The organism is Microcoleus sp. K5-D4 (genome assembly GCF_036704575.1).
Lineage (GTDB): Bacteria > Cyanobacteriota > Cyanobacteriia > Cyanobacteriales > Microcoleaceae > Microcoleus.
In genome coordinates, this window is sequence record NZ_JAUBSD010000045.1 from 15,897 (window position 1) to 36,557 (window position 20,661).

Here is a 20,661-nt window from a genome sequence, read left to right on the forward strand (position 1 = left end):
TATGAAGTTTTCCCGATCGCTCCGGCAAGTAATTCTGTTATTTGTGATTTCCTGTCTGCTAGCAGTTGCGATTCCTCCCGGAGTTGCTCAGGTTAATCCACCACCAGCGGTGCAGCTTGTCCGACAAGCTCGAACTCTTTACCAAGAGGAACGTTTTTCGGAAGCTGTACCGCTGTTGCAGGAAGCGGCGGCGCAGTTTGAGGCAAAAGGCGAAAATCTCGATCGCGCCACAGCTTTGAGCAATTTAGCTGCAACCTACGGGCAGTTGGCGCTTTGGGAACAAGCAGAAAAAGCTGTAAATTCGAGTTTGTCGGTTGTGCGAACACAGACAAAAACTCCCGAACAGCAGCGGATTTTGGCTGAAACTCTCAACATTCAAGGACAGTTGCAACTCGAACGGGGGCAGACTCAAGATGCGATCGAGATTTGGACGCAAGCTGCTAAAATTTTCGAGCAAATTGATAGAAAACCCCAATTTTTTCAAGTTCAAATTAATCAAAGTCGGGCTTGGGAAATTCTCGGACTTTACCCCAGAGCTTGCAAAATGCTGTTAGCTTCCTTCAAGCTGGAAAACCAAACTTGCGAAGTTTCTGCAGCGGGTTTGGAAAGTTTGAAAAATGGCTCGGTTTCTCTCGAACAAGTCCGGGCAATTCATGCTTTAGGGCGGGTGCTGCGGGTTTTGGGACAACTGGAACGATCGCAGGATGTGCTGTCGGTTGGGCTGGAAGCGGCGCAAAAATTAGGTGCCCGGCCAGAGGAGGCTGCAATTTATCTCAATCTAGGGAATACGGTACGGGCTAAAAGCAATAAACCGGGTTTGACACCAGAACAGCGGGGTGATTGGGAACGCTTTGCCCTAGAGTATTATGCTCGATCGGCGCAGGCGATCCCGGATCGAGCGCTCCTACACATTCAGGCAAAGTTAAACCAATTGAGTTTGTTGGTCGATCGCGAAGATTGGTCTGAGGCAGAAGCTTTGTGGCGTTCCATCGAACCTCAAGTCGCTCAATTTGGCTCGAATCACGCTGGACTTTACGCTCAAATTAATCTAGCTCAAAGTTTGATGAAATTAGCTCAGTCGCCTGCGAAAACTTTGAGTTTAAGCGAGATTGACACAATGCTCGATCGCTCTGTCGAAAAAGCAAACAGTTTGGGCGACAAACGAATAAAAGCTTATATTCTGGCAGCGAAAGGCAAACTATCGGAAATCCAACAGCAGTATCAGAAAGCGGAAAATCTCACAACTGAGGCTTTGAGTTTAGCACCGGCGTTTCAATCTCCCGATATTGCTTACCAATTGTTTTGGCAACTTGGACGGATTCGGAAAGCTCAGGGAAATACAGAAGGGGCGATCGTTCAATATACTCAAGCTGTCAATATATTGTCTTCTCTGCGGGGCGATTTGGTGACAGTCAATCCCGAAGTGCAATTTTCGTTTCGGGAAAGTGCCGAACCGGTTTATCGGGAATTAGTCGGGCTGCTTTTGCAAGAGGAATCTCCCAGTCAAGCTAAATTGAAACAGGCGCGCCAAACGGTGGAATCTTTGCAGTTGGCGGAATTGGACAACTTTTTTCGGGATGCTTGCGCTGATGCTAAACCAAAGTCGATCGAGGAAATCGATCCGACAGCGGCGGTGATTTATCCGATTATTTTGAGCGATCGTTTGGAGGTAATTTTGTCAATTCCCGGCAAACCTCTGCGCCGCTACGCTACTGTGAAGTCTCAAGCCGAGTTGGAAACTGCCTTCAGACAAGCCAAAAATACCATCAGGCCTGCTTCTTTCCCCCGCAACAGGAGGCAAGCGGTTGAACAGGTTTACGACTGGTTAATCCGCCCTGCAGAGGCGGATTTGACCACTAGCGGGATTAAAACTCTGGTATTTGTTCTCGACGGTTATTTGCGGAATCTGCCGATGGCGGTGCTCCACGACGGTGAAAAGTTTTTGGTAGAAAAATACAGCATTGCTTTGGCGCCGGGATTGCAACTGCTGGCACCGAAACCGCTGAACAAAGTCAAGTTAAAAGTGCTTACCGCTGCCCTCTCCGAAGCGCGTCAAGGCTTCTCGGCTTTGCCGGGGGTGAAGGAGGAAATTCAACAAATTGCAGCCGAGATGCCGGCGAGTTCGCTGCTGAATGAAGATTTTGTCAGCGGGCGGTTGCACGATCGAATTAAAGCTTTGTCTTACCCGATCGTCCATTTGGCAACTCACGGTCAGTTTAGCTCGAATGCAGCGGATACTTTTATTGTGACTTGGGATCAGAAAGTGAATGTTAAGGAGTTCGATCGACTGCTGCGAGCCCGCACTGGTGAGAAACAACAGCCGATCGAACTTTTGGTTTTGAGTGCTTGCGAAACTGCTTCCGGCGATAACCGCGCGGCTTTGGGTTTGGCGGGGGCCGCAATTCGATCGGGTGCCCGCAGCACCGCCGCCACCCTTTGGCAAGTCAACGACGAATCTACAGCTATCTTTATGACTGAGTTTTACAAGCAACTGGCTTCTTCTAAAACCAGCAAAGCTGAAGCCCTCCGCAATGCTCAATTAACTCTGTTGCAAAACCAACAGTATCAGAATCCGTATTTCTGGGCACCTTTCGTGCTAGTGGGCAATTGGCAGTAATCTTCGATCGGGAATGGGGCATCGGGAATTGGGCATCGGGAATTGGGCATCGGGCTTGCAGTCAACTGACAACAGTCAACAGACAACAGACAACTGACTGAAATGCAGTTGGTTTTTTGTTAAAGTTTGTAAACTGTTAAGAGTGCTTTCTGCATCTAATATTTTTTCGAGGAGTCCCATGAAGCAACTTTTGATTGCTGAGCGCTTTTGCCTGATTGCCCACGTCTTGTCAATGGCTTTTGGATTGGCAGGGTTGCTGCTGATTTTACCCCGTCCCGAATTGGTGATGAGTTTGCCACCAGCAGGGCAAACGCTATTCCAGTGGGGGATGGCTGGGGGTGGAGTAGTTTATATCATCTTTGGTGCAGCAGCAGTTGCTCTGTATGCCTTGCGGACGTTGGGTTGGGGTGCAACTCTGGCTTTTTTAGTGCCTTCTGTGTTTTTGTCGTTGAGTAGCGAGTTGTTGGGAACGAGTACGGGTTTTCCCTTCGGCCACTACCACTATTTGAGCGGTTTGGGTTACAAAATTGCAGGGCTGGTTCCGTTTACAATTCCCCTGTCGTGGTTTTATCTGGGATTGGTTTCATACATAATTGCTCGCGCTGGATTAGCTGGCGGTAAAGGTGAACTCAACTGGGTGCGCCAAATAGGGGCGATCGCCCTGGGTGCTTTGCTGCTAACAGCTTGGGATTTTGTACTAGATCCGGCGATGAGTCAAACTTCTGTGCCTTTTTGGGAGTTTGAGGAACTTGGGGCTTTCTTTGGGATGCCTTACCGTAATTTGGCTGGCTGGATGGGTACGGGGGCGCTATTTATGTCTGTAGCAGCTTTCTTGTGGAGAAAAACACCGATTAAATTAGAGCGATCGGAATTGGGTTTGCCCTTAATTGTTTATTTGGTAAACTTTGCTTTCGGAGCAATTATCACTGTAACTTCGTTGGATTCTCGGTTCTGGTTCCCGACATCGCTAGCGGTGCTTCTGGGCGTAGTTCCGGCGATCGCGTTAAGCTGGATCGCTAAACCCGCAGCAGGTGACGTAACCCAAACAATGCCGTCTTTGGATACATCTGCGATCGCGGCTGAAATTCCACCTGAGCCCGTGGGCGTTTTGCGTAAGTAAGTTGCTAATGAGCAACCCCGGCTGATTTAGCAAAAATTTACACTAAATTTTGAGCTAGTTTAAAAACCCGGTTTCTACAAGAAACCGGGTTTTTCAGCGGCGATTTTTTCATTCCCAATTCCTGTAATATGTTTGAGGTCAAAATTTTATTAAATTTTTTAAATTGATATTAGTTACCAAAAAAATGAACTGTAAATAAGCTCCCAATCCATATCCAGTCAATCATTCCCAATTCTTCAATTGTTTAATAGTATGGTTTTCCCGATCGCCCCTCACTTGTTCTCCCAACCGCTGACAACTATCATCCCTGTCGCACTCCTGCTGCTGCAATTGCCCGCTGCAGCCCTTCTGATGTCGCGCTTAATTAAAGGCCCATCGCGTATCCCGCCCCTGGAACCCGATTCGCCGACGCTGGATTTGTTAGGTTCTTGTACGGCGGTAGTACCGACTTTGAACGAAGCCGATCGCATTTCGCCTTGTTTGGAAGGATTAAGCAGCCAAAGTTACGAACTCCGAGAAGTAATTGTGGTTGACAGCTATTCGGTAGACGGAACCGGAGATTTAGTCAAAGCAGCAGCACAAAAAGACCCCCGGTTTCGCTTGATTAACGACGATCCGCTGCCGGCGGGCTGGGTAGGGCGTCCCTGGGCGCTGAATGCAGGTTTTTTGGCAAGTTCCGAGAAGTGCGAGTGGATTTTGGGGATAGATGCGGATACTGTGCCGCATCCGGGTTTGATTGCGAGTTTACTCAAAACGGCGAAAGCTGGAAATTACGATTTGATTTCGCTGTCGCCGCAGTTTATCCTCAAGTATCCGGGGGAGTTGTGGCTGCAACCTGCTTTGTTAATGACTTTGGTTTATCGGTTCGGGCCCACGGGCACTGGCGGGGATGTGCCGGAACGGGTGATGGCGAACGGTCAGTGTTTCTTGTGTAAGCGCGAGGTTTTGGTGGAATTGGGGGGCTATGAGGTCGCGAGGGGTTCGTTTTGCGATGATGTGACTCTGGCTCGCTATGCGGCTGCTAAGGGCTTTAAGGTGGGCTTTTTGGATGGGGCTAAAGTGTTGAAGGTGCGGATGTATGAGGGGGCGATCGAGACTTGGAATGAATGGGGTCGATCGCTCGATTTGAAAGATGCTGCTTCAAGCGGTCAAATTTGGGGCGATTTGTGGCTGTTGCTGGCGGTTCAAGGTTTGCCGGTGCCGATTGTGTTGTGCTATTTGCTGTTTGGTTCGCTGCCGCCGGTTGGTGTATTTCCCCACTTTTGGATGTTGGGATTGAATGTATTTTTGGTTGCAGTGCGATCGGCTTTGTGTTTGGCGATCGCACCTTCTTACGATACAACTGGGGCATCGGGTAAATGGCTGTTTTGGCTGTCACCTTTAGCCGATCCGTTGGCGTTTTTGCGAATTCTCATTTCTGCTTTAAATCAGCCTACTCAGTGGCGCGGCCGAAAATATGAATAATGATTAAATTTTGGCTATATATTTTAAAAAACGAAAATATGTGCGATCGCTGTGGAGACGAACAACCCAAGCCCTGAAAAAATCCTCGCTCAGTTAATCTTAATCAGCCTGGGAATCAATAACGTATTGATGTCATTGCTCGCGGGGATGGTTAGCTGGCGCGCCCTCTTAGAAAAGCAATCGCAGCATCTATTTTTTTTTCAGGGATTCTGCGTTTAGGATTCGGAGATTGAGTTGACAAGCTGTACCGCATTTAAATTGTATATTTCAATTCCGTATCAAAATTCGTCCAATCCCCGCATCCACTCAACGTGCCACCTGCCGCATATATTCCCCCCACAACTGAGCGGCATTTGAACTACCTCCCCCAGTCGGAGAATTATCATCATTTCCCAACCAAACTCCTGTTACCAGTTGCTGACTCGGAATATAACCGACAAACCACAAATCTCGATTATCATTAGTCGTGCCTGTTTTTCCAGCTTCTCCCAACCCCAAAGCAGCACTGCTACCCGTACCTCCGCGCACAACACCTTGCAGCATATCAGTCATCGTATCCGCTACGGCTTCCGAAACTAACTGCCGATTGGCAATGCCATCTTTTTGATAGTCATAAATCACCCGGCAACTGTTAAAATCATTTCTATCTTTGCAATCGCTGCTGTCAATAATTCGCTTAATTACGTGGGGACGGTTTCCCAAACCCCGATTTGCCAAAACCCCGAAAGCACCCGTTAATTGCAACACATTAACTTCACTTTCACCTAATACTAAACCAGGGTTAGAACGAAGTTCAGATGTAATCCCTAAACGTCGGGCCATTCCCACTACATTGTCTAAACCGACATCCTGTGCTATTCTCAAAGCAATTGCATTTTCCGACAATGCTAAGCCGCGATACATATCAGCACTGCCGCTAGTTCTTTCGCAACCACTATAACTTTGTCCGCCCCAGGAAAGGGGGGCGCAAGAATAAGTTTTATCGGCTGAGATTCCCCGTTCCAGGGCGGCTGCATAGGTGAAAATCTTAAATGTAGAACCGGGCTGTCTCAAAGCTTGAGTAGCCCGATTAAACTGACTTTTCAAATAATCTACGCCCCCAACTAAAGCTAAGACTTCTCCGGTTGTACTATTGAGAGTAACCACGGCTCCTTGAGAAAAACCTGCACTGGCTCCCGCGTTTTCAACAGCATTTCTGAGGGAACTTTCCGCCAACTTTTGCAGGCCGGGGTTCAAACCTGTTTCTACAATAAAATTGCCTTCTCGGGCTAACTGCTCCCCCAGCAAAAACTCCAACTCGTCAAATACATAACTGTAGAAATAAGGAGCGATCGTACTTTGCAGATATTGGCGGGCTTTAGGATTGATCTCAATTCGCGATCGCCTCGCGCGATCGGCTTCTTCCTGAGAAACCGTCCCCATAGCCCGCATCCGTTCGATTACTCGATCGCGGTACTGTACCGCCAACTGATAATTTTGAATCGGATTAAAACTGTTTGGCGCAGGCAAAATGCCCGCCAAAGTTGCCGCCTCTGACAAAGTTAAATCCTTCGCCGACTTCCCAAAATAAAAGCGAGCCGCATCCTCAAAACCGTAAAGATCAATTCCCAAAAACACGCGATTCAAATAAGTCAGCAACAGCTCGTCTTTGCTGTAATAATTCTCCAGTTTCAACGCAACTACAGCTTCCCGTAACTTGCGTCCCGCCGAATCTTGAGTTCCCACATAATCTCGAAACAAACTCCTCGCTAACTGCTGCGTCACAGTGCTGCCACCTTCGCGAATTCCTCCCCCGCGAACATTAGTCAAAAGCGCGCGCAAAACTCCGATCGGATCTACCCCCAAATGCCAATTGTAGCGGCTGTCTTCCGAAGCAAGTACCGCCTTGGATAAATAAGGCGAAAAATCCTGCAATTGCTTTAATTCTAAGTGAGCGTTATTCTGAGGAGGACGCAGGGGAGTTTGCCCATCGCGGGCGTAAACAATCACGGGGCCGTTGATACTTCTCGGCAGAGGCCGCACTTGAAACTTTGTCGATTCCATCCCTACCAACACGGCAATCAAAGCCGTGATTCCGCTGACGCCGTAAAAGCTGTAACGCACCAGTTCCAAATACCAAGGCGGCGGATATACGAATTGAATTCTGACCGCAGCGGCTAGTTCCGGCGGCCCTAAAGTGAACACGTCTCCGTGACGCAGGGACATACTTTTAACTCGCCTTTTGCCGCTGTAAATGCCGTTTGTGGAGTCTTCATCTTTGATGACAAAAGGAGTCCGCCGCCGAGTATCGCGCGACAGGGATAAGTGCACGTGACTGACAACGGGATTGCGAACTACAATATCTGAAGATTTTGACGATCGACCTAACAAATATCGATCGCCCAACAGCGGATAAACCTCAGCTTTAGCTGCACCCGCATCCTGTACCCAGAGTTCGGGTACTTTGGCGTTTGGTTTCAGCGCTAGCTGGTTAAAATTAACCTTGGCAATAGTCTGGACTGCTTGGGTAATCGCACCCAAGACGGTTTGAGGTTTGCGGGGCGGCGGCGGTGGGGTCATATTTCGCTGTGCACTACGATCGAGCGATCGGCTCTTGCACCATTCTACTCGCAACTTTTGGCTAATTTCACGATCTGCCCACACTCTTAAGGCGATCGTCAGCTAGTGGTGATCGATTTTGGGGTTATTGGTGAACCCGCTGCCGCGAGGAGTTTCTTGAGCAAATCTCCACCCAACCACCAAAAATCCCCCTCTCACCAGATGATTTTATTCTCATAAACTGGCAAAAAAACCCACACTATCTATAACAGTTATCCCCGATTTACCCACACAATTCGCATAATTAAAACCCCCCTTTTTCAAGGGGGGTTAAAAGCCAAAAATCAGCTTGATTCTCCTTACATCGAAGAACCCAAACCGGCATAAGCACCGTAGAAGAAAAGACTCACAATGCTCAGAACACCGAGACCAGCGACAGTAGCTACCAGCCACAAAGGAATTCTTCCACTTTCACTAAACATAGCCATCACCTCACTAATTTACAGCTAAACAAATTCGATGGAACTATCGAAAGCCAACTCAGACACCAGTTAATTAAAGAAATAACTGGAAAACAAAATACCCAAAACAAAAATCAGCAACAAACCCAAATACAAAGAAGTCCGGTTTAACTCAACAGGCTGCTCGTTGGGATTAGGAACGCGCTCAGGCATTGTAAACTCCTATCGTTGAATAAATTGCATTGCTGCGATCGCGCCCAAAAAGAAAATTGTTGGGACACCTAAAGTATGAACTGCCAACCAGCGCACCGTAAAAATCGGATACGAAATTGGCTCATTATTTGGGGTTCTGCTCGTCATTTTTCCAAATCCTTGTTAAATTACTTGGCAATGAACTGATCTACTTGTTTCTTAGCTTCAAAGCGATCCGAGATAATCGGCACTTCTTCCCGCTGCGGTGTGAAATACTGGTTAGGGCGAGGAGTGCCGAAAGCATCGTAAGCCAAACCCGTTTGCACAAACAGCCATCCAGCAATAAACAAAGCCGGAATGGTGATGCTGTGAATTACCCAATAACGGATACTTGTAATAATGTCCCCAAACGGACGTTCTCCAGTTGTACCAGCCATTTAGAATCCTCCTTTCAACAACAAATTGACAGACAATCTCTATTACTATTCTACTATCAAGCCGCTTGCGCTGAACCTTGATATTTAAGTAGAGTACCGCTCGCACCGATCACAAATCCGCGATCGGGGCCCATAAAGACAATCCTGTAAAAATTAGCCGGAACATCTTCAACTTCGCGGTCTTTTAGCCAAGTTTTCCCGCCGTCCAAACTGCACAGCAAATTGCCGCCGCCGCCGGCTACCCAAACTTCATTATCAGTCCGGTAAGCCATGTCCAGCAAACCCCAACTCGCCTTGCGATCTGGAAAAAACGGTTTTCCCCAACCTTCAGGATTGGACGGGTCGCTAAACTGAATCTGACCGCCGCGGGCGAGCATCCACAAACGCCCGTCCTTGGTAAAGCCCATATTTTGCAGGCGGCGAGAACTATTGCGGTTGTGAGGTTCCCAAGCTTCTTGTCCGGGTTTCCACACCGAGTAGAAATTGCCCTTCGAGGAAACCGCAACATACTGCCCGTCTTCAGAACGGTTGATATTGCGAACTACCCCAAAAGAATCCTGCACGACAGCTTTCCAATTTTTGCCGCCGTCAGAAGTCCGGTAAATCGCCCCGACATCGGTCGTCATCTCGGCGGAATTCGGGCCCAAAGCGGCGATCGTACTCGGAGAACCGGGCAACTGAGAGCTCAAAGCAATCCGCGTCCAAGACTTGCCCTCATCGTTTGTGTGGAGCAAAACAGAAGGCTGGCCGACAATCCAGCCTTCTGAACCGGAAAAACTCACCGACGCAAAACGCGACCTCGGATCGTCGATATCCAGTGCTATAGGCTTCCAGCTAGTGCCACCGTCAAGGGTTTCGAGCAGAGTCGCCTCAGAACCCACAACCCAGCCGTGCTGAGGATTGCCCGTAAAGGCAATATCCTGCAAATTAGCTTCCGTCGGCAAGGAAATCACTTGCCAGGGGTTGTAACTCACAGAACCGATGGTGCTGCAACTCGTACAGATGAGCGCAGCGGCCAATAACATTACAATTCGTTGCCAAAATCTCACAATCGTTTTACTGCAAACCATACATACTAAGTAACAACAAGAAACCAACGACCAAGCCGCCAAAAATCAGCAAACTTTTCTGACCTTCGGTCATGCCGTTGACACCGACACCGTAGCGCTGATTTGCTTTAAATCCCGATACCCCTTCCATCTGACCGAGATTTTGAAACATCGATTTGCGCGCCCCGCAAACGGGACAGACCCAAGTTTGGGGCAAATCTTCAAAAGCCGTGCCCGGGGCAATGTCAATTTTGGGATTTCCCTTTTTCGGCTCATAGACGTAGCCGCAGGCGCGGCACTCGTGCCGATCGAGGGTTTTGGTTTCAGTAGCTCGATCGCTCATAGCTCCAAAAGAGTAGGTAAGCTAATCTTAAAATATACATTAAAAATTATTGCAGAAGATGGACGATTAATCTCAACCAACTCGTAATTTTAGCTACCCAAAATCTATATAATGTAACAGACAAGTTACAGAACCCTTTCACCTAGGCAGTAATTATTCACCGTGTTTGCACTCAGCGGCTACGAGTATTTCTTAGGCTTCCTGTTAATTTCCAGCCTAGTCCCTATCCTCGCCCTCACGGCGTCTAAGGTACTGCGGCCCAAAAGTCGTCCCTACGACCGACGCACTACCTACGAATCTGGCGTCGAGCCGATCGGCGGAGCCTGGATTCAGTTCAACATCAGATATTATATGTTCGCCCTGGTCTTCGTCATCTTCGACGTAGAGACCGTCTTCCTCTATCCTTGGGCGGTTGCTTTCAACCAGCTAGGACTGTTGGCTTTCATCGAAGCCTTGTTTTTTATCACGATCCTCGTTATTGCTCTTGTCTATGCATGGCGCAAAGGAGCCTTGGAATGGTCTTAAGTTCTGACAAATCACAAAAACCTCTAATTGTCAACCCCGCAGAGCGCCCGCAAGTCACATCCGAATTATCAGAGAACGTCATCCTGACAACAGTGGATGACCTCTACAATTGGGCGAGACTTTCGAGCCTGTGGCCGCTTCTTTACGGTACCGCTTGCTGCTTCATCGAATTTGCAGCTTTGATCGGATCGCGCTTTGACTTCGACAGATTCGGCTTAGTACCGCGATCGAGTCCGCGACAAGCCGACCTGATCATCACCGCCGGCACAATTACCATGAAGTACGCCCCCATCTTGGTGCGGCTGTACGAACAAATGCCCGAACCAAAATACGTGATCGCGATGGGTGCTTGCACCATCACCGGGGGAATGTTCAGCGTAGACTCCACCACAGCAGTCAGAGGCGTTGACAAACTGATTCCCGTAGACGTGTACATCCCCGGCTGTCCCCCCCGCCCAGAAGCGATTATTGACGCAATTATCAAACTGCGGAAAAAAATCGCCAACGATTCCATGCAAGAACGGGCCAATTTGCTGCCAACCCACCGCTACTACACCAGACCCCACAAGATGAAAGTAGTAGACGACATTTTAGATGGCAAATACTTGTCAGTTCCCGGCCGGATGGCGCCACCGAAAGAATTGACCGAAGCAATGGGAATGCCAGTACCACCGGCTTTGCTTGCAGGACAAAAACAGGAGGTAAACCGTGGCTGAGACAGAAACCTCAATTGTTGAAGCCGGGAAGGTTTCCCAGTGGTTGACTGAAAATGGCTTTGAACACGAAGCTTTAGCGGCCGATAATTTGGGCGTGGAAATATTAAAGGTCGATCGAGACTTCTTAATTCCGATGTCAACAGCACTGTACGCCTACGGGTTTAATTATATGCAGTGCCAGTGCGCCTACGACCAAGGGCCGGGAGAAGATTTAGTCAGCGTCTACCACTTGGCTAAACTGACAGATAATGCTTCCAAGCCTGAAGAAGTGCGCGTCAAAGTATTCATTCCCCGCGAAGATCCCAGAGTGCCATCAGTCTACTGGATTTGGAAAGCGGCCGACTTTCAAGAGCGGGAATCCTACGATATGTACGGCATAGTATACGAAGGACATCCGAATCTGAAACGGATTTTGATGAACGAAGATTGGGTAGGCTGGCCGCTGCGGAAGGATTACATTTCCCCGGATTTCTACGAACTGCAAGACGCTTATTAAGGGAGTTTTGCGAGGGCGGGTTTGAGCATAAAATTGGACTTTTAAAGTTGAGTTTTATGCAAAACCCGCCCTCTGTTTTTTTATTAACTGCTTCCTAGCCTCTGCCTGGGAACCGCTGTCCAACAACGCTATTTTCAAAAAAGTATTAGTATGGTTTACGAAACTTCTGGTTTAATAGCTTTACTAAGTATCGTAATAATTTACCTGCAACTTCGCAGGGGTAATAACAAACTAGAGGATAACAGGCTCGAAGCACAGACACTTGAGCTTAGGCAAATAAACCAGCAGTTACAACAAGGAAATAACCTATTTACCGCCTTTATAGTTCAAATCCTTGCAAGATTTAAGCAAACAGAGGCAGAACTCAAGGCAGCTATTACTGAGAACAATTCTTTGAAGCAGACGGTTCAAAGGCTACAACAACAATTAGCAAGCGTTGAGAGCGAAAGAGATGAAGTAAGGAAAATTTCAACCAATCTTCGTATTGAAAATGTTTACTTTCAACAAAAAGTTGAAGAACGAGAAGCTCATAAAAAAGTTCTTATTCAAGAATTGGGTGGTTCTCTCAGCAGTCAAGATATAGAGTTTATAACGTGGGAATTTTTAATCGAGAAAGTTAAACAGGTTACTAGGCAGCTTAATGAAGTCATAGCCCAAAATCAATCACTCATTAAAACAAATAGGGATTTACAGCAAGAAAGAGACGTTTTGAGGAGAGAGTTAAATCAAGTTAAAGATAATAATACTAGATTGACGCAAGATAATCTACAACTCCGAGCTAGCAAAAACTCTTTAGAGTCAGAACTAAGACGAGCACTAGACCGAATTCAACCTTTAGAGATAGATAATAACCAGCTAGAGCAAGAAAAAAACCAATTAGAAATAAAACTTTATGAGTTAAATTCATTAAACTCCAATTCACGTCAATTAGAAACAAAAGTTAAGCAACTAGAAGAGAATGCCAGAGAGCTAGAAAAAGCCAAAATAAGTTTCGATATACAGCTTAAGGACGAGAAAAATAGAGTTGCACTTCTTCAGCAAGAAATTGAGAGTTGGAGAATTACAACTCCGGATGAGGAAATTAATCGGCTGCTGGCAAAAATAGCTCAACAAGAGGATCTCATAAAAGAGCTACGAGAAGAAATTGAGAGTTTGAGAATTATAATACTAACTCCGCATAAAGTAATAATAAATCCGGATGACGAAATTAATCGGCTGCGTGTAAAAATAGCTCAACAAGAGGATCTCATAAAAAAGCTACTTGCAAGAATAGCTCAACTACTAGAGGATCTAATAAAAAGACTAGAGGATTTAATCAAAAAACCTGATGTAATAAGTTTATTAAATGATTATAATGATTTAGTTTATTTCGTCCAAACATCTTTAGGAGCTTCAGGTATAGAGGAATTAAATGATTGGGAAAAAACGGAAGATTTTTACATAGAACTTATCAGTAGACTTTGTTTTATTGATACGATACTCGTAACTAAGATTAGAGCCTTGGAATGTGAATTAAATTTCGTTTATCATGAAAATATTTCTGAGGTTTTAGCTGTTAGCTTTAGCTATCCAGGTAAATTTTTGTTTTGGAGTAATGGCGAAATGTGGTGGGAACTAAGTTATTTCTTCAATAGTAAGTTGTAATTAAGAGTTTATCAATCTCACAGATGAGTTCCAACGATCGCCAAACAAAACTAGAATACGGGATGTTCAGACACCGTATTATAATGTAATGTCTGGAGGTAATAAGAGTGGCAAAGAATACAATTAAATTACTAGATGTCGTTGCATTGACAGTTGACATTCCTGAATACAATCTGTGGCGCGGACAAGTAGGGACTGTAGTTGAACTGTTGGCGGATGGTGCAGCGTTGGAGGTTGAATTTAGCGATCGCAACGGACGCACTTATGAATCTGTCGGGCTGCATCCAGAGCAAATCATGGTGTTATATTTTGAGCCACCATCACCTGATATCAAACCCGAAATGGTTACAGCATAAGCCGCCCAATAACTTGCAGACTTTATAAAAAATTGGATTTCATGTTGATAAGTGGTATACGCTCAATAATCCGGGGTAAATCGATCGTTCAACGATGAAGATCAAATGACGCAAAATAGTTCCTGAGTGGGCAGTCCGCCCCGAATTATTGAGCGAATACGAATTTCTCAACTTGGAATCATTCCCTCTCTACTGTTATTAGCGAAAAATCTTCTCTTCATCCCTTGGGCTTGTCTTAGCAACTATAGAATAATTGCTCCCCCTATTTATTGAGCCGATACCCTATATTCATGGAATACGCTGTAAGTATGTCAGTCCAGCAGTGATTGTCCTGAACTTAGAAATCCTGAACGGAAACAATCCTGCTTTGTAGTTCATTAGGCGTTACATTGTCTACAAAACCTAAAATCGTGTTAGAATTTCTGACTCTGATTAGAGTTCCTGAATAAACTCCGGTAATTCCGCCTCTGGGTTGAGTTGCTGAAGCAGATCCACTTGCGTCGGCCGGACCTGGAGGGAGTAATGGTTGTAAAGCTTGCGGCAGATCGAACGTATATGTTAATGCCACATTCTGTACTGGCTCCAACACTATATCATTGACCGTTAAGTCACTCGCTAATCCAATGCGATCAATATCAGGATCAAAACTTTCGATTATATCACTAGAATTGATATCTGTATTGGCAGGATCTATTTCCAGAACGCATAAATTATTGCCAAAACCACAACTTAAGAAGTCTCTGCCCAAGCCACCAACCAGAGTGTTATTCCCCTCTCCGCCGTCTAAAGCATCGTTGCCTCTACCCCCAAATAAAATATCATCGCCAGCCTCTCCAAGAAGAAAATCAGCATCTAGACCACCACTGAGGGAGTTATTCCCCTCCTGTCCATACATTGCATCTTTTCCTTTTCCCCCAAATACTGAATCATTGCCTGCAAAACCTATGAGAATATCTTCCCCTTCATTTCCCAGGATTAACTCGCTAGCCCCTGAGCCATTTACTGTATCATCCCCATCGAGCGCCCAAGCTCCTAAAGGGAAGTTGGCTAAATCTCCAGGAAAAAGTTGAATCAATTCCGAGGTGTTGTCGCCAATTAAGCGCAATGTCCCTGATGGTTCGGGTTTTAAAGCCATAGTTAAAATCTTTGTGTTTTGGTAGATTACTAACCCTACTTGAGCCAATACTGGCTCACAAGTTGGTCATAATTCAATTAGAACCGTATTCAATATAACTCGAAACGGTATTTTCCAAAAGCATATCAACAGTCACCGGCCCGATTCCTCCCGGCAGCGGCGTGATAAATTCGGCTACTGTTTTAACAGCATTAAAATCAACATCTGGGGCCAAACGACTCGTAGCGTCTGGATTGACAACGCCGAAGTCGCGTTGGTGCTATCTTGAATTCCTCACGCTAAATCTTAGTGATTAGTGATTTCGATCCGAGATTGAAATCGCTACTACACCAACTTTCGTCCGCCTAGGCTGACTCAAAGAGTAAATAATTTTACAAGACTTACGCTGCATAGTCAATTTTTACACTACCCATAGTAGTAAGGTGCGAAATACGCACCCTACTACTAGCATTTCTGCGTAAGTTATGTAAATATCAGGAGTTAATTTGTGGCTAACAATATGATAAGTTTGTCAGGCCACCACTGATTGTCCTGAATTTAGAAACTCTGAACGGAAACAATCCTGGTTTGTAGTTTATTAGGCGTTACATTGTCTACAAAACCTAAAATCGCGTTAGAATTCCTGACTCTGATTAGAGTTCCTGAAACAACTCCGCTAATTTCGCTGAGAAAAACTGGAGGAACCAATAATTGTAACGCTTGCGACACATCGAGCCTATATGTGAATGTCACATTGTCTACCCGCTCCAACACTATATCATTCACCGTTAAGCCACTCGCTAATCCAATGCGATCAACATCAGGATCAAAATTTGTTATCGCATCACTAGAATTGATATCTGTCGTAGCAGGATCTATTCCCAGAACGCATAAATTATTGCCCCTGCCACAAATTAAGTAGTCTCTGCCCAAGCCGCCAACCAGAGTGTTATTCCCCTCTTGACCGTCTAACAGATCATTGCCTCTACCCCCAAATAAAATATCATCGCCTGCTCTTCCATAAATCAAATCAGCATCTAGACCACCACTGAGGCAGTCATTCCCCTCATGTCCATACAGGCCATCTTTTCCTTTTCCCCCAAATACTGAATCGTTGCCTACAAAACCTCTGAGAACATCTTCTCCTTCATTTCCCAGGATTAACTCGCTAGCCTCTGAGCCATCTACTGTATCGTCGCCATCGAGCGCCCAAGCTCCTAAAGAGAAGTTGGTTAGAGCTTCAGGAGAAAGTTGAATGAATTCCGAGGTGTTGTCGCCAATTAAGCGCAATGTCTCTGATGGATCGGGTTTTAAAGCCATAGCTAAAATCTTTGTGTGTTGGTAGATTACTAACCCTACTTGAGCCAATACTGGCTTACAAGTTGGCCCCAATTCAATTAGAATCGTATTCCATATAACTCAAAACGGTATTTTCCAAAAGCATAGCAACAGTCATCGGCCCGATTCCTCCCGGCACCGGCGTGATAAATTCGGCTACTGTTTTAACACCATTAAAATCAACATCTCCGGCCAAACGACTCGTACCGTCTGAATTGACAACGCGGTTAATACCGACATCAATTACTACTGATCCTGGTTTGACCATATTAGCTGTAATCATTTCTGTGCGGCCGACTGCAGCTATTAAAATATCGGCTTGATTGGTAATCGATTCTAGGTTTTGCGATCGCGAATGAGCTACAGTAACAGTACAATCGGCTTCTAATAGCATCAGCGCCATCGGTTTACCTACCAAAATACTGCGGCCCAAAACAACGGCGTTTTTTCCTTTCAAATCAATCTGGTATTCTTGCAATAACCGCATCACTCCGGCGGGAGTACAACTCCGCAAACCTTCCTCCCCACGCACGAGACGGCCTAAATTTACAGGGTGAAGTCCGTCAGCATCTTTATGGGGAGCAATTTGATACAGCAGGGAAATTGCATCTAAGTGTTCTGGTAGCGGTAATTGAACTAAAATGCCATCTACTCGATCGTCCTCGTTGAGTGCACGAATTGCAAGTTCTAGTTCGGCTTGAGTAGCATTTGCGGGGTAATGCTTGCCGAAGGAAGCTATGCCAACTTTAGCGCAGGCTCGCTCTTTATTGCGAACATAGGCTGCGCTAGCTGGGTTGTCGCCCACCATCAGCACCGCAAGTCCGGGAGGACGCCCCTTTTGAGGTTGTAAGGCGCGGACTCGATCGCTCAGCTCGGTTTGAATCTTTGTCGCTAAAGCTTTGCCATCTAGTATTTGAGCAGTTTTGGCATCCATTGTAGACTCTGGGTTAGGGGCTGACGACTTTAGATTTTAGCTTAATCCCCGCCAAGGACTACACTAGAGAAATTTCTTACTTGCGATCGATTCTTGGGATTCTGTTAAAGTAAGTCGTATCTCAAATCTCAAATCAGTTGACCAATGACTACTGCAATTAAGCAAGTTTGGGTTCAAAGATTCTGTACCAGCTCTTTATCGCTAATCCTCGCCAGCGGTTTTTTCAGTTGCGGCAATTTACCCATGTCTCAACTTAATCTTGGCTTTAATGTGGCTAGCATTGGCGACGTTCAACAAAAGCGGCAAGTGGATGCTGAAGTTTATCTTCGGGGGAAGGTAGAAAATCGCGCTCCGTTTGTGGGGAATGCGGCTTATCAACTTCAAGACGGTACGGGTACGATTTGGGTTTTAACTAACCAAGTTTTGCCCCAGCTTGGCGATGAAGTCTTGCTGAAGGGAGAAGTCCGCTACAAGAGTATTACTCTGAAGGAATTAGCCGGAAAGGATTTAGGTGAAGTTTATGTTGAGGAAATGGAACAATTAAAGCGCACTCCAGCGGCAAATAAATAAAAATACCAATATGCTAATTTGTTTCAAGGATTAAGTACGTCCATTTCATAAAAATCAAAATTTTGTACTTGCGCCCAAGCGAGGTGGGTATGTTTATTTGTGTTGAAATTTTATAGACGATAATATCGCAGTCGGGGCGGGTTTATCGGCTCTTTTGTTTATATTACAGATTAGGGTAAACCTGCCCCTACTACACCACATTCTCCTCTTTTTCCTCGATAACTTCTTTCCTTTTCCTTCTATACTCAATATCCAGCGGTTAAATCCGTCAAATCCCATACATTGCTTGTGACCGAACTTTTTTATGACTAAACTTCACGTTGCGATCGCGATTTTGTACCAAGACGGCAAGTTTCTCTGTCAGTTGCGAGACGATATTCCTCACATCAGGTATCCCGGACAGTGGGCTTTGTTTGGCGGACACTTGGAACCGGGGGAAACGCCGGAAGTTGCTCTAGTGCGGGAATTATCAGAGGAAATTGGCTATGCTCCTCCAAGTATTTCTTTTTTCTGTTCCGATGTCGAAAAAGATGTGGTTCGCCACGTTTTTCACGGACAACTTAGTGCGGATGTCAAGGATTTAGTTTTGCTTGAAGGTTGGGATATGAAGTTGTTGACACCCGATCAGATTCGGGCCGGCAAATGCTTTTCTGAGCAGTCAGGAGATGTGCGACCTTTTGGGATTGCTCACCAACGTATTTTGTTAAATTTTATTGACTCGATTTGATAAAATTGGCACGCACCCTACATTGCATGGGTTTGAGCAGGGAGATACTCGTAAGGTGCGCCCGGGCGTGCACCCTACATTGCAGGGGGTTTAACTGTTAAGAGCGAGCAGCAATCATCCCCGTTTGGCGCGCGTAGTCAAACAACCCTCCGGCATCTATTACCGGGCCTACTTCTCCTAAAGGTTTGAGCGAGAAAGTTCGATCGAGAGTGTGGTTGACAATTACCTCTGCTGTAAAATCGATCGTCACTTCTTGCCCCGTTACAAACAAGTCGCAGAGCCGCTCGACTGATTCGATCGGGTACAATTCGCCAGTAGCCGAGCAATTGCGAAAGAAAATGCGTGCGTAAGACAAAGCCACCACTGCTGTGACGCCGGCGGCCCCCAGAGCGATCGGAGCGTGCTCCCGCGAAGAACCGCAGCCAAAATTTTCGCCCGCTATTATAATCGGATACCGGGTTTTCTGTTCACCGGATTCGATAAACTTACCGTAGCGATCGGGCAACCCAATCATCGCGTAACTGCCTAGTTTCTCGTACTCATCCGGCTTCGAGGGAACCAGGGTCAGGTATTCGGCAGGGATAATTTGATCTGTATCGATGTTGTCGTCTACAACAAAAATTTGACCGCTAATTACTTTACCCATAGTTTATTTCCTGTTAGCCTCGCTCGATGCTGTGGTGATAATTTTAAGTGGATCGGTATGCAAGATTTGCATCTGTTTATTTTAACCTGGCAGTGTCAGTGATAACCTGTATGAGTAAAAATTAGATCCGAGACTTTGGGTTAACAATTAACAGATTGCTAAGCGTCAAGATAGTTTTATGGCAAATCCAATAGATGACATTGCTCGACAAGCTCGCGAGGGCTCGGTTGCATCGATTATTCAAATCCTTAATGACGAACTGGCACAGATAGGGGTCAGGGCCCGAGCTGTGTTTGCAGACGGGGTGCTGCAACTGCTGTGCGAAGCTGCAACCCCCCAACTCCTCGAAGAGTCTAGTTTGGTCGATCGAGTCCGAGACATTTTGGAACGCATTTCGCCCCGCAATATTCGCCGAGTTAACATCAACAGCCGGCTTGTTCGAGAACACCAACTGCTGTGGCTGGAAGAAATTAGTCGCGATCCGGATAATCAACTGTTGTGGTCTCAAGAAATTAAACTCCGAAAGCCGAATTTGTTCAAGCGTTTAGCCACCGCCCATCACGAACGCCAAGCTTTCTCCGGCAAGCGGGCTTTGCCGAGAATGGCTATACCTCCATCGATGCAGCAACCGCGGCAATTTCAGCGCGGTATCGTCGGCGGCATCAGCTTGACCGTGCTGTTGCTTGCAGCAGTGGCCGCCATCCACAAAGGACTTAATTCCCAAGTGCCAAACAGCACACAAGCCAGTTCCCAAGCAGTTGCCAGTGCCCCTTCCTCGGAGGCAAAACCTGCTTTGAAAATTTCTAAGGAGACTGTTAATTCTGCAGTTGACTCTTTTGCCAAAGCAGTGCGAGTAGCCGAACAAGCAGCCACCCAAGGCAAAACCGCTCAATCTCGCCAGGATTGGTTAGTCGTAGCTGCTAAGTGGCAGCAAGCTTCCGATTTGATGGCCGCCGTGCCTTCCAAGCATCCCCGCTATACAATGGCTCAGAACCGGACGGCACTTTACCGCCAAAATAGCGATAAAGCCCAACAGGAAGCACAAAATAAGTAAGGAGGTAAGTCTGATAAATTTAACCCTAGAGTTCGCCGCGCTGCTCTAGGTGTTGTGAAAAATGAGTTTTTGAGCAAAAACTCGAAAACTCTTAGCTATGTTATGAGTGATAATTTGGGGATTTTGAATTTTTGCGATCGGCATTATTCGATCGGCGGATTTGTATCACAATAAAAATTTGTTAGGATCACAAACTTAAATAGGAAACATCACACAGTAAGAAGAGGGGTGTCACTAAGCGGTCTCTAGAAAAGCTTCATACTACTAATAACCGTCAAAATTAGCGGGAATGCGATTGATAATCATTCGGTAAAGGATGG

Annotated in this window: 22 protein-coding genes and 1 pseudogene; 11 read left to right on the forward strand and 12 right to left on the reverse strand. The window is 46.2% G+C overall.

The features are described 5' to 3' along the window. The first annotated feature begins 1 nt into the window (after position 1). The 3 genes from QUA77_RS15560 (at position 2) to cruG (ending at position 5,201) form a co-directional block, all read left to right on the forward strand. Positions 2-2,617: a CHAT domain-containing protein gene (locus QUA77_RS15560; RefSeq protein ID WP_333451027.1), complete on the forward strand. Its 2,616-nt coding sequence runs from the start codon at positions 2-4 to the stop codon at positions 2,615-2,617. Between the two features lie 178 nt (positions 2,618-2,795). Further along, positions 2,796-3,737, forward strand: coding sequence for a gamma-carotene 1'-hydroxylase CruF (gene cruF, locus QUA77_RS15565; protein ID WP_333451029.1), 942 nt, complete (start codon positions 2,796-2,798; stop codon positions 3,735-3,737). A gap of 252 nt (positions 3,738-3,989) precedes the next feature. Continuing rightward, a complete protein-coding gene (gene cruG, locus QUA77_RS15570) occupies positions 3,990-5,201 on the forward strand; it encodes a 2'-O-glycosyltransferase CruG (protein WP_333451031.1) in 1,212 nt (403 codons plus the stop codon). 306 nt (positions 5,202-5,507) lie between these two features. Here the strand turns inward: cruG and QUA77_RS15575 are convergent, their stop codons facing one another. The 7 genes from QUA77_RS15575 to QUA77_RS15605 form a co-directional block, all read right to left on the reverse strand. After that, entirely contained in the window at positions 5,508-7,760 is a 2,253-nt protein-coding gene (locus QUA77_RS15575; RefSeq protein ID WP_333451057.1) for a transglycosylase domain-containing protein, read from the reverse strand. A gap of 338 nt (positions 7,761-8,098) precedes the next feature. After that, positions 8,099-8,221, reverse strand: coding sequence for a photosystem II reaction center protein J (locus QUA77_RS15580; protein ID WP_006635506.1), 123 nt, complete (start codon positions 8,219-8,221; stop codon positions 8,099-8,101). 69 nt (positions 8,222-8,290) lie between these two features. Next, positions 8,291-8,413, reverse strand: coding sequence for a photosystem II reaction center protein L (locus tag QUA77_RS15585; RefSeq protein ID WP_015176850.1), 123 nt, complete (start codon positions 8,411-8,413; stop codon positions 8,291-8,293). 9 nt (positions 8,414-8,422) lie between these two features. Then, entirely contained in the window at positions 8,423-8,560 is a 138-nt protein-coding gene (gene psbF / locus QUA77_RS15590; protein WP_006635504.1) for a cytochrome b559 subunit beta, read from the reverse strand. Between the two features lie 20 nt (positions 8,561-8,580). Continuing rightward, positions 8,581-8,829 (reverse strand): cytochrome b559 subunit alpha, encoded by a 249-nt coding sequence (psbE, locus tag QUA77_RS15595; RefSeq protein ID WP_006635503.1) that lies wholly within the window; start codon positions 8,827-8,829, stop codon positions 8,581-8,583. A 56-nt stretch (positions 8,830-8,885) separates the two neighbouring features. Beyond that, the gene (locus QUA77_RS15600; RefSeq protein WP_333042721.1) at positions 8,886-9,899 is read right to left on the reverse strand and encodes a photosynthesis system II assembly factor Ycf48; all 1,014 of its coding nucleotides are present in this window, start codon (positions 9,897-9,899) and stop codon (positions 8,886-8,888) included. Next, a complete protein-coding gene (locus QUA77_RS15605) occupies positions 9,886-10,221 on the reverse strand; it encodes a rubredoxin (protein WP_015176848.1) in 336 nt (111 codons plus the stop codon). The genes QUA77_RS15600 and QUA77_RS15605 overlap by 14 nt, the downstream gene beginning before the upstream one ends. A gap of 162 nt (positions 10,222-10,383) precedes the next feature. On the opposite strand from QUA77_RS15605, the gene ndhC reads away from it, so the two are divergent. From ndhC to QUA77_RS15630, 5 genes are all read left to right on the forward strand, one after another. Beyond that, positions 10,384-10,746 (forward strand): photosynthetic/respiratory NAD(P)H-quinone oxidoreductase subunit C, encoded by a 363-nt coding sequence (gene ndhC, locus QUA77_RS15610; RefSeq protein ID WP_006635500.1) that lies wholly within the window; start codon positions 10,384-10,386, stop codon positions 10,744-10,746. After that, positions 10,737-11,462, forward strand: a complete 726-nt coding sequence (gene ndhK, locus QUA77_RS15615) for a photosynthetic/respiratory NAD(P)H-quinone oxidoreductase subunit K (protein WP_333042724.1) — start codon at positions 10,737-10,739, stop codon at positions 11,460-11,462. Before ndhC ends, ndhK begins: the two co-directional genes overlap by 10 nt. After that, a complete protein-coding gene (locus tag QUA77_RS15620) occupies positions 11,455-11,958 on the forward strand; it encodes an NAD(P)H-quinone oxidoreductase subunit J (protein WP_333042725.1) in 504 nt (167 codons plus the stop codon). Before ndhK ends, QUA77_RS15620 begins: the two co-directional genes overlap by 8 nt. Positions 11,959-12,108: 150 nt before the next feature. Then, a complete protein-coding gene (locus QUA77_RS15625; protein WP_333451033.1) occupies positions 12,109-13,602 on the forward strand; it encodes a hypothetical protein in 1,494 nt (497 codons plus the stop codon). A gap of 107 nt (positions 13,603-13,709) precedes the next feature. Further along, positions 13,710-13,958, forward strand: coding sequence for a DUF4926 domain-containing protein (locus QUA77_RS15630; RefSeq protein WP_333451035.1), 249 nt, complete (start codon positions 13,710-13,712; stop codon positions 13,956-13,958). 337 nt (positions 13,959-14,295) lie between these two features. Here QUA77_RS15630 and QUA77_RS15635 read toward each other — a convergent pair whose 3' ends face one another. The 4 genes and pseudogenes from QUA77_RS15635 to folD all read right to left on the reverse strand — a co-directional run bounded on the left by QUA77_RS15635 (position 14,296) and on the right by folD (position 17,344). Further along, positions 14,296-15,093: a calcium-binding protein gene (locus tag QUA77_RS15635; RefSeq protein ID WP_333451037.1), complete on the reverse strand. Its 798-nt coding sequence runs from the start codon at positions 15,091-15,093 to the stop codon at positions 14,296-14,298. 73 nt (positions 15,094-15,166) lie between these two features. Further along, positions 15,167-15,316, reverse strand: a pseudogene (locus QUA77_RS15640) (bifunctional 5,10-methylene-tetrahydrofolate dehydrogenase/5,10-methylene-tetrahydrofolate cyclohydrolase); the annotation flags it as partial. A 314-nt stretch (positions 15,317-15,630) separates the two neighbouring features. Continuing rightward, positions 15,631-16,392: a calcium-binding protein gene (locus QUA77_RS15645; protein ID WP_333451038.1), complete on the reverse strand. Its 762-nt coding sequence runs from the start codon at positions 16,390-16,392 to the stop codon at positions 15,631-15,633. Between the two features lie 73 nt (positions 16,393-16,465). Then, entirely contained in the window at positions 16,466-17,344 is an 879-nt protein-coding gene (gene folD / locus QUA77_RS15650; protein ID WP_333451040.1) for a bifunctional methylenetetrahydrofolate dehydrogenase/methenyltetrahydrofolate cyclohydrolase FolD, read from the reverse strand. 144 nt (positions 17,345-17,488) lie between these two features. Here folD and QUA77_RS15655 point away from each other — a divergent pair, with 144 nt between their 5' ends. Together QUA77_RS15655 and QUA77_RS15660 are read left to right on the forward strand one after the other, a co-directional pair. After that, the gene (locus QUA77_RS15655; RefSeq protein WP_333061110.1) at positions 17,489-17,914 is read left to right on the forward strand and encodes a DNA-binding protein; all 426 of its coding nucleotides are present in this window, start codon (positions 17,489-17,491) and stop codon (positions 17,912-17,914) included. A 304-nt stretch (positions 17,915-18,218) separates the two neighbouring features. Beyond that, entirely contained in the window at positions 18,219-18,641 is a 423-nt protein-coding gene (locus QUA77_RS15660) for an NUDIX hydrolase (RefSeq protein WP_333042406.1), read from the forward strand. Positions 18,642-18,738: 97 nt separating this feature from the next. Here the strand turns inward: QUA77_RS15660 and QUA77_RS15665 are convergent, their stop codons facing one another. Then, complete coding sequence (locus QUA77_RS15665) at positions 18,739-19,287, reverse strand: LeuD/DmdB family oxidoreductase small subunit (RefSeq protein WP_333042404.1); 549 nt, start codon at positions 19,285-19,287, stop codon at positions 18,739-18,741. 178 nt (positions 19,288-19,465) lie between these two features. Here QUA77_RS15665 and QUA77_RS15670 point away from each other — a divergent pair, with 178 nt between their 5' ends. After that, positions 19,466-20,341, forward strand: a complete 876-nt coding sequence (locus QUA77_RS15670; protein WP_333451043.1) for a hypothetical protein — start codon at positions 19,466-19,468, stop codon at positions 20,339-20,341. Positions 20,342-20,661 lie beyond the last annotated feature (320 nt).

Bases quoted from the DNA above. Each gene is read 5' to 3' on its own strand.
- QUA77_RS15665 (WP_333042404.1), bottom strand. From the start codon at position 19,287: ATGGGTAAAGTAATTAGCGGTCAAATTTTTGTTGTAGACGACAACATC.
- psbE (WP_006635503.1), bottom strand. From the start codon at position 8,829: ATGGCTGGTACAACTGGAGAACGTCCGTTTGGGGACATTATTACAAGT.
- QUA77_RS15580 (WP_006635506.1), bottom strand. From the start codon at position 8,221: ATGTTTAGTGAAAGTGGAAGAATTCCTTTGTGGCTGGTAGCTACTGTC.
- QUA77_RS15605 (WP_015176848.1), bottom strand. From the start codon at position 10,221: ATGAGCGATCGAGCTACTGAAACCAAAACCCTCGATCGGCACGAGTGC.
- ndhK (WP_333042724.1), top strand. From the start codon at position 10,737: ATGGTCTTAAGTTCTGACAAATCACAAAAACCTCTAATTGTCAACCCC.
- QUA77_RS15655 (WP_333061110.1), top strand. From the start codon at position 17,489: ATGACTACTGCAATTAAGCAAGTTTGGGTTCAAAGATTCTGTACCAGC.
- QUA77_RS15670 (WP_333451043.1), top strand. From the start codon at position 19,466: ATGGCAAATCCAATAGATGACATTGCTCGACAAGCTCGCGAGGGCTCG.
- QUA77_RS15645 (WP_333451038.1), bottom strand. From the start codon at position 16,392: ATGGCTTTAAAACCCGATCCATCAGAGACATTGCGCTTAATTGGCGAC.
- QUA77_RS15660 (WP_333042406.1), top strand. From the start codon at position 18,219: ATGACTAAACTTCACGTTGCGATCGCGATTTTGTACCAAGACGGCAAG.
- QUA77_RS15600 (WP_333042721.1), bottom strand. From the start codon at position 9,899: ATGGTTTGCAGTAAAACGATTGTGAGATTTTGGCAACGAATTGTAATG.
- QUA77_RS15575 (WP_333451057.1), bottom strand. From the start codon at position 7,760: ATGACCCCACCGCCGCCGCCCCGCAAACCTCAAACCGTCTTGGGTGCG.
- QUA77_RS15560 (WP_333451027.1), top strand. From the start codon at position 2: ATGAAGTTTTCCCGATCGCTCCGGCAAGTAATTCTGTTATTTGTGATT.
- folD (WP_333451040.1), bottom strand. From the start codon at position 17,344: ATGGATGCCAAAACTGCTCAAATACTAGATGGCAAAGCTTTAGCGACA.
- QUA77_RS15625 (WP_333451033.1), top strand. From the start codon at position 12,109: ATGGTTTACGAAACTTCTGGTTTAATAGCTTTACTAAGTATCGTAATA.
- QUA77_RS15635 (WP_333451037.1), bottom strand. From the start codon at position 15,093: ATGGCTTTAAAACCCGAACCATCAGGGACATTGCGCTTAATTGGCGAC.
- cruG (WP_333451031.1), top strand. From the start codon at position 3,990: ATGGTTTTCCCGATCGCCCCTCACTTGTTCTCCCAACCGCTGACAACT.
- cruF (WP_333451029.1), top strand. From the start codon at position 2,796: ATGAAGCAACTTTTGATTGCTGAGCGCTTTTGCCTGATTGCCCACGTC.
- QUA77_RS15585 (WP_015176850.1), bottom strand. From the start codon at position 8,413: ATGCCTGAGCGCGTTCCTAATCCCAACGAGCAGCCTGTTGAGTTAAAC.
- psbF (WP_006635504.1), bottom strand. From the start codon at position 8,560: ATGACGAGCAGAACCCCAAATAATGAGCCAATTTCGTATCCGATTTTT.